The sequence below is a fragment of the Agrobacterium sp. 22117 genome, assembly GCF_052045735.1.
GTDB classification, from domain to species: Bacteria; Pseudomonadota; Alphaproteobacteria; order Rhizobiales; family Rhizobiaceae; genus Agrobacterium; species Agrobacterium cavarae.
Genome location: NZ_JBQEPP010000001.1, coordinates 91842 through 108350, shown reverse-complemented (window position 1 = coordinate 108350; position 16509 = coordinate 91842). Strand labels below are relative to the sequence as shown.

Genomic DNA, 16509 nt, shown 5'->3' with positions numbered 1-16509 from the left:
CATGAGTACAGCTTCCGTTCCCCTGCCCGGTTGGATCACATACGGCGTTCTGCCGTTTCTGAACATCCTGACGGCCTTCTTCATCTCAGGCCTCGTCGTCTGGTCGATCGGCGAAGATCCCTTCGCAGCCCTTCGGCTCTTGATCGAGGGCGCGCTCGGTCGTGGCGACGCCATTGGCTTTACCCTGTTCTACACGACGAGCTTCATCTTCACCGGGCTTTCCGTCGCCGTCGCCTTCCATGCCGGGCTTTTCAATATCGGCTCTGAAGGACAGGCCTATATCGGTGGTCTGGGTGCGGCACTCGTGGCGCTCACGCTCGACCGTTACGTTCCCTGGTATGTGACGATGCCTTTCGCCGTCATCGGTGCCGCTGTCTTCGGCGCTGCCTGGGCGTTCATTCCCGGCTGGCTGCAGGCCAAGCGCGGCAGCCACATCGTCATCACCACGATCATGTTCAACTTCATTGCCGCGGCATTGATGGTCTATCTGCTCGTCAACGTGCTGATCGTTCCGGGCAAGATGGCGCCGGAAACCCGCACATTCCTGCCCGGCGGACAGTTGCCGAAGCTCGACTGGCTGATGGCATTGTTCGGCCTCAAGCTTGGCCCCGCACCCTTCAATGTGTCCTTCATCATCGCGCTCGTCATGGCGTTTCTGGTGTGGGTGCTGATCTGGCGTACCAAGCTTGGCTATGAGATGCGCGCCCTCGGTTTCAGCCCGCAAGCGGCTATCTATGCCGGCATGCCCTACTCACGCACGGTCATCATCACCATGCTGATCTCCGGCGGTCTTGCCGGCATGATGGCGTTGAACCCGGTCATGGGGGCGTCAGCCCGTCTTCAGGTGGAGTTCGTCGCAGGTGCCGGCTTCGTCGGGATTGCCGTCTCGCTGATGGGCAGAAGCCATCCACTTGGCATCGTCTTTGCGGCGCTGCTCTTCGGCATTCTCTATCAGGGCGGCGCGGATCTTTCGTTTGAAATGCCCAACATCACCCGTGAGATGATCGTCGTCATCCAGGGTCTGGTGATCCTGTTCGCCGGTGCCCTTGAATTTATGTATCGCCCCGCGCTTGTGCGCATCTACCAGAATTTCGTGAAGAGGTAAGGCCATGGAAAGCTTCGACATGCTGGTCAGCATTCTCGGTTCGACCGTCCGCCTGACCATTCCGCTTCTGTTTACCGCCCTTGCGGGGTTATTCTCCGAACGCGCCGGCGTGTTCGATATCGGTCTGGAAGGCAAGATGCTGGCTGCCGCCTTCGCATCCGCCTGCGTTGCCTATCTGACCAAAGACCCGTGGGCTGGCCTTGCCGCCGGCATCGGTATCTCGATCTTCTTCTCGCTGGTGCATGGCTTCGCCGTCATCACCAACCGCGGCAACCAGATCGTCTCCGGCGTGGCTCTGAACTTCGTCGCCGCTGGCCTCACCGTCGTTCTGGGTCAAGCCTGGTTCGGCCAGGGCGGACGCACGCCGCAGATCACCGGCGAAGGCCGCTTCACGCCGATCATTCTGCCGGGTGTAGACATGATGCGTGAGGTGCCCTTCATCGGCCCTCTCTACGCCAATGTCATTTCCGGCAACAACATCTTGACGTATCTTGCCTTCCTGGCCGTGCCGATTTCCTGGTGGGTGCTTTACCGCACGCGCTTTGGCCTTCGTCTGCGCGCTGTCGGTGAGAACCCAGGTGCCGTAGATACGGCTGGCATTTCGGTGGCATGGATGCGCTTCCGCGCCGTCATCGTTGCCGGTTTCCTGTGCGGCTTTGCCGGTACCTATCTTGCCGTTGCGCAGTCGGCAGCCTTCATTGCCAACATGTCTGCCGGCAAGGGCTATATTGCACTTGCCGCTCTGATCTTCGCCAAGTGGAAGCCGGTCCCGGTCATGTTTGCCTGCCTTCTCTTCGGCTTCCTCGATGCGATGGCGAACTTCATGCAGGGCAAGGCGATCCCCGGCATCGGCGAAGTGCCGGTGCAGATCTTCCAGGCGCTGCCCTATATCCTCACCTGCATTCTGCTCGCCGGTTTCATCGGCGTTGCCAAGCCGCCAAAGGCCGGTGGTGTTGCCTACTCCAAGGAGCGTTGATCGATGCTGAACGAACCGACGACCCACGCGCTCTTCGAAGCCGCCCGTGAGGCCATGGGCTTTGCCCATGCGCCCTACTCGAAGTTCCCTGTTGGCGCTGCGATCCGTGCCGAAGACGGCAAAGTCTACAAGGGCGCCAATATCGAAAACCTGTCCTTCCCGCAGGGCTGGTGCGCGGAGCCTTCCGCCATCAGCGCCATGGTGATGGGCGGCGCCAAGCAGATCAAGGAGATCGCCGTCATCGCAGAAAAGCTGGCGCTCTGCCCGCCTTGCGGCGGCTGCCGCCAGAAGATTGCCGAGTTCGCCACGCCCGAGACCAAGGTCTATCTCTGTGACGAGAGCGGCGTGCAGAAGGTGATGACCATGGACGAACTTTTGCCCTTCAGCTTCAAGACCGAGTTGTAAGATGGATCACGCGATCATCGACGTTTTGGTGGAACGGCTGAATGGGCTTGTTCCCCGCACAGCCATCGTGCTCGGCTCCGGCCTCGGCGTGCTGGTGGATGAGGTGGTGGACCCGATCCGCATCCCTTATGCGGACATTCCGGGCTTTCCGGAAAGCGCCGTCTCCGGCCATGCTGGCGAAGTGGTAGCCGGGTATCTGGGCGGTCAGCCGGTCATCATGCTGTCCGGCCGTGTGCATTACTACGAAAGGGGCGATGCCTCGGCCATGCGTCCCGCGATCGAGGCGCTGGCGGGTATCGGCGTACAGTCGCTGATCCTCACCAATTCCGCAGGCTCGGTTCGCCAGGACATGCCGCCCGGATCGGTGATGCAGATTACCGACCACATCAACTATTCCGGCATGAACCCGCTGATCGGCGAGGAGAGCGATAAGCGCTTCGTCGGCATGACCAGCGCTTACGATGCGGATATGACGCTTGCCATGCGCAATGCGGCCATCCGTGCAACCGTGCCGCTGTTTTCCGGCGTCTATATGTGGTTTTCCGGACCAAGCTTTGAAACGCCGGCGGAAATTCGCATGGCGCGCACGCTCGGTGCCGATGCTGTGGGCATGTCCACCGTACCGGAAGTGATCCTTGCGCGCTTTTTCGGGATGCGCGTTGCCGCAGCTTCCGTTATTACCAATTACGGTGCCGGCATGACCGGTGCTGAACTGAGCCATGACGAGACAAAAGACATGGCTCCGATCGGCGGTAAACGCCTTGCCGCTGTTTTAACGGAAATGATTTCGGGAGGAAACTAAGCATGGAACTTCAGCGCCCGCGCGAAGCAGCCAGCCTCGCTTTGTCCTTGCTGGACCTGACAAATCTGAAAGACGATTGCACGCCCGAGCAAATCGTCAGCCTCTGCCAGAGAGCGCACACGCAGTTCGGCAATACGGCTGCCATCTGCATCTGGCCGCGTTTCGTCGCGCAGGCGCGCGCGGCCTTCGGCAACAATCATTCGATCCGCATTGCCACCGTCGTCAATTTTCCATCGGGCGACCTGGATGTCGCGACCGTTGTTGGCGAAACCGAGCACGCCATCCGCGATGGCGCCGACGAAATCGATCTCGTCATCCCCTACCGTAAATTCATCGCAGGCGATGAAGTATCGGTCGCCGAGATGGTCGCAGCCGTTCGCAAGGCCTGCCCAGAACCGATCCTGCTGAAAGTCATCCTCGAAACGGGCGAGTTGAAGGACAAGACGCTCATCCGCCGTGGCAGCGAAATTGCCATTGCCGAAGGGGCTGACTTTATCAAGACCTCCACCGGCAAGGTCGCGGTCAATGCGACGCTGGAAGCGGCCGACATCATACTGCAGGCCATCCGCGACAGCAGGAAGAAGGTCGGCTTCAAGCCCGCGGGCGGGATTGGCACGGTTGCCGATGCGACGCTTTACCTGCGTCTGGCAGAAACCATCATGCAGCCCAATTGGGCCATGCCCTCCACCTTCCGCTTCGGAGCCTCCAGCCTGCTGGATGACGTCTTGACCGTTCTGGCGGGTGGCGAGCCGGCCAAAGCCGCCAGCGGATATTGATCTCCCATGCTTCCGCAGGAAATCATCCGCCGCAAGCGTGATGGCGAGACGCTTGCCGCAACCGATATTTCGGCCTTCATCGCTGCACTCTCCGACGGTTCGATTTCCGAAGGTCAGGCGGCGGCTTTCGCCATGGCGGTGTACTTTCGCGGCATGACGCGCGAGGAGACGGTGGCGCTCACCCTCGCCATGCGTGACAGCGGCGATGTGCTCTCCTGGGCCGATATTGGCAAGCCGATCTCCGACAAGCATTCGACCGGGGGTGTCGGCGACAATGTCTCGCTGATGCTTGCACCGATCGTTGCGGCCTGTGGGCTGGCGGTCCCGATGATATCCGGCCGTGGTCTTGGCCATACCGGCGGGACACTGGACAAGCTCGAAGCCATCCCCGGTTATGATGTGATGCCGAATGAGGCGCTGTTCCGGCGCACCGTCAAGGATGTCGGCTGCGCCATCATCGGCCAGACGGGCGATCTCGCACCTGCGGACAAGCGGCTTTATGCCATCCGCGACGTGACGGCGACGGTGGATTCCATACCGCTGATTACCGCCTCCATCTTGTCGAAGAAGCTCGCAGCGGGTCTCGAGACGCTGGTGCTTGACGTCAAATTCGGCAGCGGCGCCTTCATGCTGACTGCCGAGGAAGCTGAGCTACTGGCTGCGGCCCTGGTGCAGGTCGCCAATGGTGCGGGCGTAAAAACGTCGGCGTTGATCACCGACATGAACGAGCCTCTCGCGGATGCAGCTGGTAATACGCTCGAAATCGTTCACTGCCTGGATTTCCTGCAGGGTCGAAAAGGCGGCACGCGCATCGAGATGCTGGTGCTTGCTTTTGCCTCAGAGATGTTGGTGCAGGGCGGCGTGGCGTCGACGCTGACCGATGCCGAGGCAATGGCGCGCGAGTCGCTCTCTTCCGGTCGCGCCATGGAGCGCTTTGGCCAGATGGTCAGCGCACTCGGTGGACCAGCCGACTTCATCGACCGGCCTCAACATTATCTGAAAGCCGCACCGCACGTCGTATCTGTCAAAGCCCAGACAGGTGGATGGCTTGCATCCTGCCGGGCGCGGGATGTCGGAATGGCGGTCGTTGAGCTTGGCGGGGGACGTCGTCACCCCAGCAACCGGATCGACCACCGCGTCGGTCTGTCGGACATCCTGCCGCTCGGCACGAAGGTGGAGGAAGGCCAGCCGATTGCCATGGTGCATGCGGCAAGCCGTGAAGACGCAGACCATATCGCTGCATCCGTGCGGAGCTATTACGCAATTTCGGACGCACCCATTGCGTCCGCACCGGTCATCGTCAAGCGTCTGGCCTGAGAGCGGGCGGCATTCATTGCCGCCGCTCAATTATCGTTTCTTACAGGCCGAGTCCTTCGAACAGCGCGGTGGAAAGATACCGTTCCGCGAAGGACGGAATGATCACCACGATGGTCTTGCCAGCGTTCTCCTCCCGCGCGCCCACCTTGATGGCAGCGGCAAGCGCCGCGCCTGAGGAAATGCCGACCGGAACGCCTTCCAGCCGTGCCGCCAGGCGTGCGGTCTCGAAAGCATCGTCATTGCTGACGGTGACGATCTCGTCGTAGATCTTGGTATCGAGAATGCTCGGCGCAAAGCCTGCACCGATGCCCTGGATCTTGTGCGGGCCGGGTGTACCGCCGGACAGAACCGGACTGTCTGTGGGCTCGACGGCCACGACCTTGATATCTGGCTTGCGGCCCTTCAGCACCTGACCGACGCCCGTGATCGTCCCACCCGTGCCGATGCCGGACACAAAGATATCGACCGAGCCATTGGTGTCGTTCCAAATCTCCTCTGCCGTCGTCTTGCGGTGAATTTCCGGATTGGCGGGGTTTTCGAACTGCTGGGGGATGATGGCGTCGGGCAGCGTTTCTGCCAATTCATGCGCCTTGGCAATCGCGCCCTTCATGCCCTTTGGGCCTTCCGTTAGAACCAGCTCGGCACCGAGCAGCGCCAGCATCTTGCGGCGCTCGACCGACATGGTCTCCGGCATGGTGAGGATCAGCTTGTAGCCCTTGGCGGCAGCGGCAAAGGCGAGCGCAATGCCGGTATTGCCAGAGGTCGGTTCGACAAGCGTCGTCTTGCCGGGGGCGATCTTTCCTTGCGCTTCCAGCGACTCGATCATCGCCACGCCGATGCGATCCTTGACGGAGGCGATGGGGTTGAAGAATTCGAGCTTTGCCAGAAGCGTCGCGTGCACACCCTTTTCCTTCGCCAGCTTGTCCAGACGCACCAGCGGCGTGTCGCCGATCGTTTCGGTGATCGAGGAATAGATGCGTCCGCGTCCGGGTTTCTTCGCTTCCGACATGCCTGCTCTCCTGCCTTATGTCCTCATGCAATCGCGCGCAGGATAGGGCGATACTGGCAGGGAAGCCAGAGAACAAACGTGCTTATAGGGCGAGGTGCCTGGGATAGATCACCAATCTCAGGGCCTGACGTAGAAGACCGTTCTCAACTGGCGCGTGTCGCAATCATCGCCGCGGTTCCCGCCAGGATGCCTGCTGCGATGCGGTTGAGGATCGTCAAGGCGCTTGGGCGCTTCAGCAATGCGCGGGCTTTGGAAGCCAGCAGGATATAGGGCAGCAATACCGCCATCAGAACGGTAAAGGTCAAGCCGATCAGAAGCGCATATTCGGGAAGGCCGATCCCGCGGATGTCGATCAGGGTCGGGACGAGCGCGACATAGAACAACATGGTCTTGGGATTGCCGAGCGTGATGAACAGACCGGACAGGAAGGACATGCCGATGCTGGTACTTTTCTTCGCCTGCAAGTCCTGCGGCAGAAGCCCGGCGGTCCAGAGTTTCCAGGCGATGTAAAGCAGGTAGGCGGCACCGGCGAATTTCAGCACCATGAAGGCTTCCTGAAAGGTCTGCGCGACGAAGGCAAGACCGAGGATGACCGCCGTCAGATAGACCATATCTCCCAGCACCAGACCAAGCCCCATGAAGAAGGTTTCGCGGAAACCCGAGCCCAGAGCGCGCGCGACGATCGCCGTCATTCCTGGGCCTGGAATGGCTGCAGCGATGAACAGGGCCATGGCGTAGGCAAGGATAGTGGTGATGGTCATGGACATGTCCCCTCGCGTCAATCCGTTGAGACATACTCCAGAATTTGCCGCCTCACAACGTCGTGATGACTAGACACCGGTCGAGCCGAAGCCGCCGGCACCGCGCGTCGTCTCCGTGAACTCGCTGACCTCAGTGACCGTCACCTGCGTTACCGGCGCAATCACCATCTGGGCGATGCGCATGCCACGCTCGATGGTGAAATCCGCCTGCCCGAGATTGGCGAGAATGACCTTCACCTCGCCGCGATAGTCGCTATCCACGGTGCCCGGCGAATTGAGGCAGGTGATGCCGTTCTTGATGGCAAGGCCGGAGCGCGGCCGGATCTGCGCCTCATAGCCGAAGGGGACTTCGAAGATGAAACCGGTCGGCACCAGTGCTCGCTCACCGGGGCGGAGCGTCATCGTCTCGCCAGCCTCGACGGCAGCGCGAAGGTCCATGCCGGCGGCGCCTGTCGTCTCGTAGGACGGCAGCTCGATGCCTTCACCATTGGGAAGACGGATGAGTTTCAGGGCGGGAGACGGGGTGTTTTGCGTGTTCATGCGGCATTAGTTTGCGCTCGCGGGGTCAAGGTCAATTGCAAAAGCGGGCTCGAAACGCTAGATAGCCCGCAATTCCACAGGATTTGTTAGATGGCCGAAACACTTGCCGAGGCGGTCTCCCGCCGCCGCACCTTTGCTATTATCGCGCACCCGGATGCGGGTAAGACGACGCTGACCGAGAAGCTCTTGCTGTTCGGCGGAGCGATCCAGCTTGCCGGTGAGGTGAAGGCCAAGAAGGATCGCATCCAGACCCGTTCGGACTGGATGAAGATCGAGCGCGAGCGCGGCATCTCCGTCGTGACCTCGGTCATGACCTTTGAATATAACGACCGCGTCTTCAACATTCTCGATACGCCCGGTCACGAGGACTTTGCCGACGACACCTACCGCACGCTGACGGCCGTGGACGCTGCCATCATGGTCATCGATGCTGCCAAGGGTATCGAGCCGCGCACGCTGAAGCTTTTCGAAGTCTGCCGCATGCGCGACATTCCGATCATCACCTTCATCAACAAGATGGACCGTGAAAGCCGCGACGCCTTCGAGATTCTCGATGAGGTGGAAGAAAAGCTGGCGCTCGACACTTCACCGATCACCTGGCCGGTCGGGCGTTCGAAGACCTTCTGCGGCGCTTACAATCTCGCCGAAAACACCTTCCGCGGCAACGACACGCAAATCGATGGTCTGCCGGTCAACGGTCCGCAGGCGGTTGCCGACAGGCTGCCTGAAAACGAGCGGGATGCCTTTATCGAAGAAACGGAACTGGCCATGGAAGCCTGCCGTCCCTTCGACCGTCAGGCGTTTCTCGAAGGCCACATGACACCGGTCTTCTTCGGCTCGGCTCTTCGCAACTTCGGTGTGCGTGATCTGATCAACGCGCTTGGCGATTTTGCTCCGCCGCCGCGCGATCAGGTGGCCGATACCCGCCTCGTCCATGCAGCTGAAGAAAAGATGACGGCCTTCGTCTTCAAGATCCAGGCCAATATGGACCCCAACCACCGCGACCGCATCGCCTTTGCCCGCATCTGTTCCGGCAAGCTGGAGCGCGGCATGAAGGCGCGCCTTGCGCGCACCGGCAAGCAGATGGGCCTCACCGCGCCGCAATTCTTCTTCGCCTCGCAGCGCCAGCTGGCGGACACGGCCTATGCCGGTGATGTGGTCGGCATTCCCAACCACGGCACGCTTCGTATCGGTGACACGCTGACGGAAGGCGAAAACCTCGTCTTCCAGGGCGTGCCGAACTTCTCGCCGGAAATCCTGCGCCGTGTCCGGCTTGAGGATGCGATGAAGGCGAAGAAGCTGAAGGAGGCGCTGCAGCAGATGGCCGAAGAAGGCGTCGTGCAGCTGTTTTCGCCAGAAGACGGGTCTCCGGCCATCGTCGGCGTCGTCGGCGCACTGCAGCTCGATGTGTTGAAAGAACGGCTGATGGGCGAATATGGCCTGCCGGTGTCCTTCGAGATGTCGCGCTTCTCTGTCTGCCGCTGGATTTCGTCCGATCAGCCCGCCGAGTTCGAGAAGTTCTTGAACGTCAAGCGCGGCGATATCGCCCGCGACCTCGACGGCGATCCGGTGTTTCTGGCGCAGGATGCCTTTTCGCTGCGATATGAAGCCGAGCGTTTCCCGGCGATCAAGATGGTCGCCATCAAGGAATATCACGTCGCCAAGGCGGCGTGATTGCACTTTGCCTACTGACCGCTTAGTTTCCCGATTAAACGGGAAACTGGTCTTTGCGCATGGCTCTGTCGAACAAGCATATTCTGCTCATCATCTCCGGCGGTATTGCCGCCTATAAGAGCCTCGATCTGATCCGCCGCCTGAAAGAGCGCGGCGCGACGGTGACGCCGGTGATGACAAGGGGCGCGCAGGAATTCGTCACGCCGCTTGCCGTCGGGGCGCTGTCCGCCACCCATGTGTTTACCGAACTTTTTTCCCGCCAGGATGAGCAGGATGTCGGCCATATTCGGCTGGCGCGCGGCTGCGACCTCGTTGTGGTGGCACCCGCGACTGCCGATCTTCTGGCGAAGATGGCAAACGGGCTGGCGGACGATCTGGCGTCCACCGTTTTGCTGGCGACCGATCGTCCCATGCTAGTGGCGCCTGCAATGAACCCGAAAATGTGGGAGGCCAAGGCCACCAAGCGGAACATCGCAACGCTGAAAGGCGATGGCATTGCTTTTATCGGTCCGATGGCGGGCCAGATGGCGGAAAAGGGTGAAGCCGGTGTTGGCCGCATGGCCGAGCCGTTGCAGATCACTGAAGCCGTCGAACGATTGCTGGACGATGCTCCGAAGCCGCTCAGGGGCAAAACGGCCATCGTCACCTCCGGTCCGACGCACGAGCCAATCGATCCCGTACGATATATCGCCAACCGTTCATCCGGCCGGCAGGGCCACGCCATTGCCTCCGCTCTTGCCAAGCTTGGCGCGGAGGTGACGCTCGTCTCCGGTCCGGTGACTATCCCCGATCCGGCGGGTGTGAACACCATGCATGTGGAACGCGCCGAGGAGATGCGTGACGCCGTGCTTGGCAAGCTGCCCTCGGATATCGCCGTTTTTGTCGCGGCGGTTGCGGACTGGCGGGTGGCGAGTTTGTCGGACCAAAAAATCAAGAAGCAGCCGGGTGACGCGCCGCCAGCGCTGCAACTGACCGAAAACCCCGATATTCTGAAAACCGTCGGCCACCACGAAAAGCGGCCCAAGCTGGTGATCGGCTTTGCGGCGGAAACGCAGAATGTCGAGGAGAATGGCCGCGCCAAGCTTCAGAGAAAAGGTGCCGACTTGATCGTTGCCAATGATGTTTCGCCTGAAACCGGCATCATGGGCGGAGTGCGCAATCAGGTGAAGATCATCTCCGACAGCGGCGTCGATGCCTGGCCCGATCTCTCAAAGGCGGAGGTTGCCGAAAGGCTGGCGACGCTGATCGCGGAACGGCTACAATGAGCCTCTTCGAGCGAAAGACGTTCGATGCAATGCTTGGCGTCTGGCCGGGCGTGAACTTTGTCGATCAATGGGATTCGCATGTTGCCAAGGTCGGCGACAAGGTGTTTGCGGTGCTCGGCGAGCGGGATGACTGGCGGCTTGTCGTCAAATGCTCGGAAGAGAGTTTCGAAATCCTCACATCGATGGAGGGCATCGCCCAGGCACCCTATTTCGCCAAGCGCAAATGGGTATCGATCAGCGATCATGCTCCGCTGGAAGACGAAGAGTTGGAGCACTACGTCCGCCGCTCCTACGAACTCGTGGCGGCGGGGCTGACGAAGAAGCTGCGCACAGAACTTGGCATCGTGCTGGAGACGTGAGGGCAAAGGACGCGCGCGACCACGCCCCTTCTCAGACGTTATCCTCGCCCTAGAGGCGAGGATCCACGGCAACAACTGAGGCTCTCAGCTCTTAACCGCCAACCTGCGCGATCCAATCATTAAGATTGTAGTAATTGGTCACCCGTGCGACCTTGCCATCCTTCAACTCGAAGAAGGCACCGGCTGGCAGGACATAGGTCTGGCCATTGGCTTCCGGCAAGCCTTCATCGGTCTTGAGATACTCGCCGTTGACGATGAACTCCGCGGAAGCGCGCTTGCCGTCTTCGCTCGCCATGATCACCATGTCGGTGAGGTTTTCCTTATAGCAGCGGTTCATGTGCTGCATGAATTTGGCGAAGATGTCCTTTCCGACCTGCCGCTCGCCCTGATTGATGTCATGCACCACATCGTCGGTCAGAAGCGCCAGAAAGGCATCCATATCCTGACGGTTGAAGGCATCGTAATAGGCGCGTATGGTTTCGAGTGCGGACATGATCCAATCTCCGTGTTCAAGGCTTGCACAGCTTTTCCCTGACGGTATAACCAAGGAAAATCCATGTGAACATGCCCATGACCGTCGAAATCCGTTCCCTTTCCGGCATTGATGCTGCACCGTTCTTCGACGATCTGTCGCTGCTGCGTATCACCGTCTTTCGCGCCTTTCCGTACCTGTATGACGGATCGTTCGATTATGAGCACACCTATCTCTCGACCTATGCGAAAGCCGAGGGTGCCGTATTCGTGCTCGCGATCGATGGCGACAAAATCGTGGGCATGTCGACGGGCATGCCGATGATGGCGGAAACGGATGAGGTGAAGACGCCCTTCATCAACGCCGGGTACGAGCTTGAGCAAATCTTCTATTTCGGCGAGAGCGTGCTTTTGCCTGAATACCGCGGCCATGGCCTGGGTGTGCGCTTCTTCGAGGAACGGGAAGCGCATGCGAAGCGCCTTGGCGGTTTCGAATGGTGTACCTTCTGCGCTGTCGAGCGCCCGTCCGATCATCCCCGCCGTCCCGCCGACTACGTGCCGCTGAACGACTTTTGGGAAAAGCGTGGCTACACACACCACCCGGAGCTTCGCACCAGTTTCACATGGCAGGATCTGGATGAAGATGAGCAGAGCGCAAAGCCTCTATCCTTCTGGACGAAGAGGATCGCTGAATGACCCGGCTTGCCGCCTGCCAGTACGCCATGGAGCTGATCGAAACCTGGGAGGACTATGCCCGGCATCTAAGCTCCATCGTTGCGGAGGCCAAGCAAAAGGGCGCGGAACTCCTTCTGCTGCCGGAATATTCCGCCATGGTGCTGACCGGGCAATTGGCCCCGGATATCCGCTCCGATCTGCACGGCTCGATCGAGGCGATGCAAAGCCTGATCCCGCCCTGGGTGGAACTCTGCGAAGAGCTGGCGCGGCAGCATCAGGTTCTTTTTCAGCCGGGCAGCGCGCCGGTGAAGGATGCCGATGGCAAGTTCCGCAACCGCGCCTGGCTTTTCGGGCCTGACGGACTGATCGGTTATCAGGACAAGCAAATCATGACGCGCTTCGAGCGCGAGCAATGGTTCATCGATGCAGGCGTGGAAGGTCTCAAAGCCTTTGAGACCAGCATCGGCAAGCTCGGTATCCTGATCTGCTACGATAATGAGTTCCCAATGCTGGGCCGCAGGCTGGCCGAAATGGGCGTGGAGCTGGTTCTGGCGCCAAGCTGCACGGACACGCTGGCAGGCTCCTATCGTGTAAGGATCGGCGCGCAGGCGCGAGCGCTGGAAAACCAGTTTGCGGTCTTATCCTCCCCCACCGCCGGGGAAGCGCCGTGGTCGCCAGCGGTTGATGAAAATCGCGGACGCGCGGCACTTTACGTGCCTTCCGACTATGGCATGCCCGCCAACGGCATCGTGGCGGAGAGCGACAGCGATGCGGTGAGCGAGAGCACGCTTCTGATCGTCGATATCGATCTTGCCGATGTGGCGCGTTTGCGCACACAAGGGCAGGTCGCGACGCGGCGGGACTGGAGCGAGCAGTTCCCCGGCTGAAAAGCCGATTTCGCCGCCGCTTGCCGCCATAGAACAGCTTCCATTTGCCCGCGAAACCCTCTATAGCGCGGGGCATGAGCACCAATTCGACCCGTACGCCCCTCGACCATATCCGCAACTTCTCCATCGTCGCCCATATCGACCATGGCAAATCCACCCTTGCCGACCGGTTGATCCAGTCGACCGGCGGTCTTGCCGAGCGCGATATGTCCGAGCAGGTGCTGGACAATATGGATATCGAGCGTGAGCGCGGCATCACCATCAAGGCCCAGACCGTGCGCCTGCATTACAAGGCGAATAACGGCGAAATCTATGTACTGAACCTCATCGACACGCCCGGCCATGTCGACTTCGCCTATGAAGTATCGCGGTCGCTATCGGCCTGCGAAGGCTCGCTTCTGGTGGTGGATGCCTCGCAGGGTGTGGAAGCGCAGACGCTTGCCAACGTCTATCAGGCGATCGACAACAATCACGAGATCGTCACGGTGCTCAACAAGATCGATCTGCCTGCTGCAGAGCCGGATCGCATCAAGGAACAGATCGAGGAAGTCATCGGCATCGATGCCTCCGAAGCCGTGATGATTTCGGCCAAGACCGGCCTTGGCATTCCCGACGTTCTGGAAGCCATTGTCCATAAGCTGCCCGCGCCTAAGAGCGAAGCCGGTGAGAAGGGTGCGCTTAAGGCGCTGCTCGTCGATAGCTGGTACGACACCTATCTCGGCGTCATGGTTCTGGTGCGCATCATCGATGGCGTGCTGACCAAGGGCCAGCAGATCCGCATGATGGGCTCGGGTGCCAAGTATACGATCGAGCGCGTCGGCGTTCTGACGCCGAAGATGCTTACCGTGGATAGCCTCGGACCTGGAGAAATCGGCTTCATCACCGCCTCGATCAAGGAAGTGGCCGACACGCGCGTCGGTGACACGATTACCGATGACAAGCGTCCGACGGAAAAGGCCCTGCCCGGTTTCAAGCCGGCTCAGCCGGTGGTGTTCTGCGGTCTCTTCCCGGTCGATGCGGCAGACTTCGAAGATCTGCGCGCCGCCGTCGGCAAGCTTCGCCTGAACGACGCATCCTTCTCTTTCGAAATGGAAAGCTCCGCAGCCCTCGGCTTCGGCTTCCGTTGCGGCTTCCTTGGCCTTCTGCATCTGGAAATCATTCAGGAGCGTCTTGAGCGCGAGTTCAATCTCGACCTCGTCGCCACTGCCCCTTCGGTCGTCTACGAGATGACCCTGACGGACGGCACGGAGAAGGAACTTCACAACCCGGCGGACATGCCGGATGTGGTGAAGATCAAAGATATTCGCGAGCCCTGGATCAAGGCGACGATCATGACGCCGGATGAATATCTCGGTGGCATTCTGAAGCTTTGCCAGGACCGTCGCGGCATCCAGACGGAGCTGACCTATGTCGGCAACCGCGCCATGATCACCTATGAGCTGCCGCTCAACGAAGTGGTGTTCGACTTTTACGACCGCCTGAAGTCGATCTCCAAGGGCTATGCCTCCTTCGACTACAACATCATCGATTACCGCGAGGGCGATCTCGTGAAGATGTCGATCCTCGTCAATGGTGATCCGGTCGATGCGCTTTCCATGCTGGTTCACCGCTCGGCAGCGGACCGTCGCGGGCGCGGCATGTGCGAAAAGCTGAAGGAGCTCATCCCGCCGCACATGTTCCAGATCCCGATCCAGGCCGCCATCGGCGGCAAGGTCATCGCGCGTGAAACCGTGCGCGCTCTGCGCAAGGACGTGACGGCCAAGTGCTACGGCGGCGACGCCACCCGCAAGCGCAAGCTGCTGGACAAGCAGAAGGAAGGCAAGAAGCGCATGCGCCAGTTCGGCAAGGTTGAGATTCCTCAGGAAGCCTTCATTGCCGCGCTGAAGATGAATGACGAATAAGCTCTCATCGATTCTGTTTAAAATCCCGGCTTATGGTCGGGATTTTTTGTTTCATTGATCGCTATAGATCGGGAAACATCAGCGAACGATGTGCCGCAGTGCCAGCCATTGCCCCGTCTCCCACGGCAAGTGCGACCGAACCGGCTGGACGAGCGATATCGCCACAGGCAAAGACGCCGCGCTTCGTTGTCTGCTTCATCGCATCGGTTCGGATGGTCGTGCCCATCGGCGTTTCCTCCAGCGAGCAACCCAGTGGCGCGATCCAGGGTGCCGAGATCCGGAGCGTCGGTTGAGTGAAAAGCCCGTCCATTGCAAGCCTTCGTCCATCAGTGAGAACAACATCCGCCGTACCGCCGATCTCCTGGATCGAACCCTCTTCCACCTCTGTGCCGCGCGCGGCCAGTTGGGCACGCTGCTCCTGATCCGGCACGAAGGCGCCATTGGTGAAGAGGGTCGTCGTCCCCCAATCGGGCAGCATCAATCCATGATGAATGGCGAGCGCGGATGCAGCGATCACGCCGATCCGACCCTGGTTCAGCTCGTAACCATGGCAATAGGGGCAATGAAACACGCTTTTCCCCCAACGTTCGCTGAGACCCGGGATCGGTGGCAAATCGTCCGTGACACCTGCGGCGATGACGAGCCTTCGGCCCGTCTTGCGCTCTCCTCCATCAATCTTGACCTCGAAGGCATCGAAGGCATCGAAGGCTCCGCTGACATGTGTTGCGAGACCATCGATCCAGTCGATCGTCTCATAGGCCTCAATCTGGTGACGAGCCTCGGCAATGATCTCCCCGGGCGCTTTTCCATCCTGTCCGAGAAAGCCATGCGAGTGGCTGGCAAAGCGGTTGCGGCGGTTGCCCGCATCGACGACGAGAACGCGGCGGCGGGCGCGCCCAAGCTGGAGAGCTGCGGAAAGGCCCGCATAACTTCCTCCGATAATGATGACATCATAGATCATGGCATGGACTCCCTCTCAAAACCAATTTCGTAACTTATATTGTTACGTGAAATTGTAAGTCAATATCATGTAACTCTGATTGTTACGTTTCTATCGTCGTGGTACGGTTTGAGATGGAGATCCGATGAGACAAGATACCCGCCTGTCCAGAGTGCTGCATGTGCTGATCCATATGGAAAAGCATGAGAAACCAGCGACATCCGACGCAATCGCTGCCATGTTGCAGACCAACCCGGTGGTCGTCCGGCGCACCATGGCGGGCTTACGCGATGCTGGCTATGTCACGTCGGAAAAAGGCCATGGCGGCGGCTGGGTTCTGGCGCGACCGCTCGCGGAGATCACGCTTCTCGATATCCACAAGGCGCTCGGTAACCCCGATATGTTTTCGATCGGCCTCTCGGGGGACAATCCGGCCTGCATCATAGAACAGTCGGTCAACGTCGCACTGGCGGATGCCATGACAGAAGCGCAAGCGCTCCTGCTTACACGTTTTGGCAATATCACGCTTGCCGATCTCGCCCGCGAATCCTTCAACCGATGGGCTCAGTCGGGTCACAAGCCATCGGCGATGGAGGGCTTTTAACAAAGAAAAGCCGCCTGCCTTTCGGCAAGCGGCTCTCTTAAG

Annotated in this window: 18 protein-coding genes; 13 read left to right on the top strand and 5 right to left on the bottom strand. The window is 60.0% G+C overall.

Features of this window, described 5'->3' with window-relative positions; all coding sequences use genetic code 11:
* Window position 1: 1 nt before the first annotated feature.
* From ACTJKV_RS00535 to deoA, 6 genes are read left to right on the top strand one after another with little or no spacing between them, the layout of a single operon-like run.
* Entirely contained in the window at window positions 2–1105 is a 1104-nt protein-coding gene (locus ACTJKV_RS00535) for an ABC transporter permease (protein ID WP_274101027.1), read from the top strand.
* Window positions 1106–1109: 4 nt separating this feature from the next.
* Entirely contained in the window at window positions 1110–2081 is a 972-nt protein-coding gene (locus ACTJKV_RS00530) for an ABC transporter permease (RefSeq protein ID WP_062427203.1), read from the top strand.
* Window positions 2082–2084: 3 nt separating this feature from the next.
* Complete coding sequence (locus ACTJKV_RS00525) at window positions 2085–2486, top strand: cytidine deaminase (RefSeq protein ID WP_112955415.1); 402 nt, start codon at window positions 2085–2087, stop codon at window positions 2484–2486.
* A 1-nt stretch (window position 2487) separates the two neighbouring features.
* Window positions 2488–3288, top strand: coding sequence for a purine-nucleoside phosphorylase (locus ACTJKV_RS00520; RefSeq protein WP_274101028.1), 801 nt, complete (start codon window positions 2488–2490; stop codon window positions 3286–3288).
* A gap of 2 nt (window positions 3289–3290) precedes the next feature.
* On the top strand, window positions 3291–4064 hold the full coding sequence (gene deoC / locus ACTJKV_RS00515) for a deoxyribose-phosphate aldolase (protein WP_274101029.1): 774 nt from the start codon (window positions 3291–3293) through the stop codon (window positions 4062–4064).
* 6 nt (window positions 4065–4070) lie between these two features.
* On the top strand, window positions 4071–5381 hold the full coding sequence (gene deoA, locus ACTJKV_RS00510; RefSeq protein ID WP_274101030.1) for a thymidine phosphorylase: 1311 nt from the start codon (window positions 4071–4073) through the stop codon (window positions 5379–5381).
* Window positions 5382–5421: 40 nt separating this feature from the next.
* On the opposite strand, the gene cysK is transcribed toward deoA, so the two are convergent.
* From cysK to dut, 3 genes are all read right to left on the bottom strand, one after another.
* Window positions 5422–6390, bottom strand: coding sequence for a cysteine synthase A (gene cysK, locus ACTJKV_RS00505; RefSeq protein ID WP_062427208.1), 969 nt, complete (start codon window positions 6388–6390; stop codon window positions 5422–5424).
* 143 nt (window positions 6391–6533) lie between these two features.
* Window positions 6534–7151, bottom strand: a complete 618-nt coding sequence (locus tag ACTJKV_RS00500; RefSeq protein WP_274101031.1) for a LysE family translocator — start codon at window positions 7149–7151, stop codon at window positions 6534–6536.
* Window positions 7152–7220: 69 nt separating this feature from the next.
* Window positions 7221–7691: a dUTP diphosphatase gene (gene dut, locus ACTJKV_RS00495; protein ID WP_274101032.1), complete on the bottom strand. Its 471-nt coding sequence runs from the start codon at window positions 7689–7691 to the stop codon at window positions 7221–7223.
* Between the two features lie 90 nt (window positions 7692–7781).
* Here dut and ACTJKV_RS00490 point away from each other — a divergent pair, with 90 nt between their 5' ends.
* Genes ACTJKV_RS00490 through ACTJKV_RS00480 form a run of 3 tightly spaced genes read left to right on the top strand, consistent with a single transcriptional unit; the run spans window position 7782 to window position 10989 of the window.
* Window positions 7782–9365: a peptide chain release factor 3 gene (locus ACTJKV_RS00490; RefSeq protein ID WP_274101033.1), complete on the top strand. Its 1584-nt coding sequence runs from the start codon at window positions 7782–7784 to the stop codon at window positions 9363–9365.
* Window positions 9366–9424: 59 nt separating this feature from the next.
* Complete coding sequence (gene coaBC, locus ACTJKV_RS00485) at window positions 9425–10630, top strand: bifunctional phosphopantothenoylcysteine decarboxylase/phosphopantothenate--cysteine ligase CoaBC (RefSeq protein WP_274101034.1); 1206 nt, start codon at window positions 9425–9427, stop codon at window positions 10628–10630.
* A complete protein-coding gene (locus tag ACTJKV_RS00480; protein WP_274101035.1) occupies window positions 10627–10989 on the top strand; it encodes an MmcQ/YjbR family DNA-binding protein in 363 nt (120 codons plus the stop codon). The genes coaBC and ACTJKV_RS00480 overlap by 4 nt, the downstream gene beginning before the upstream one ends.
* A 91-nt stretch (window positions 10990–11080) precedes the next feature.
* Here ACTJKV_RS00480 and ACTJKV_RS00475 read toward each other — a convergent pair whose 3' ends face one another.
* Window positions 11081–11482, bottom strand: a complete 402-nt coding sequence (locus ACTJKV_RS00475; RefSeq protein WP_274101036.1) for a nuclear transport factor 2 family protein — start codon at window positions 11480–11482, stop codon at window positions 11081–11083.
* Window positions 11483–11559: 77 nt separating this feature from the next.
* Between ACTJKV_RS00475 and ACTJKV_RS00470 the strand changes: the two genes are divergently transcribed.
* The 3 genes from ACTJKV_RS00470 (at window position 11560) to lepA (ending at window position 14923) form a co-directional block, all read left to right on the top strand.
* Window positions 11560–12156: a GNAT family N-acetyltransferase gene (locus tag ACTJKV_RS00470; protein WP_274101089.1), complete on the top strand. Its 597-nt coding sequence runs from the start codon at window positions 11560–11562 to the stop codon at window positions 12154–12156.
* Window positions 12153–13022 (top strand): carbon-nitrogen hydrolase family protein, encoded by an 870-nt coding sequence (locus ACTJKV_RS00465; protein ID WP_274101037.1) that lies wholly within the window; start codon window positions 12153–12155, stop codon window positions 13020–13022. The genes ACTJKV_RS00470 and ACTJKV_RS00465 overlap by 4 nt, the downstream gene beginning before the upstream one ends.
* 62 nt (window positions 13023–13084) lie before the next feature.
* Window positions 13085–14923, top strand: coding sequence for a translation elongation factor 4 (gene lepA, locus ACTJKV_RS00460; protein WP_062427323.1), 1839 nt, complete (start codon window positions 13085–13087; stop codon window positions 14921–14923).
* Window positions 14924–14984: 61 nt separating this feature from the next.
* Here the strand turns inward: lepA and ACTJKV_RS00455 are convergent, their stop codons facing one another.
* Window positions 14985–15884 (bottom strand): NAD(P)/FAD-dependent oxidoreductase, encoded by a 900-nt coding sequence (locus tag ACTJKV_RS00455; protein WP_274101038.1) that lies wholly within the window; start codon window positions 15882–15884, stop codon window positions 14985–14987.
* A gap of 124 nt (window positions 15885–16008) precedes the next feature.
* On the opposite strand from ACTJKV_RS00455, the gene ACTJKV_RS00450 reads away from it, so the two are divergent.
* Window positions 16009–16467, top strand: coding sequence for an Rrf2 family transcriptional regulator (locus tag ACTJKV_RS00450; protein WP_274101039.1), 459 nt, complete (start codon window positions 16009–16011; stop codon window positions 16465–16467).
* The last annotated feature ends 42 nt before the right edge of the window (window positions 16468–16509 follow it).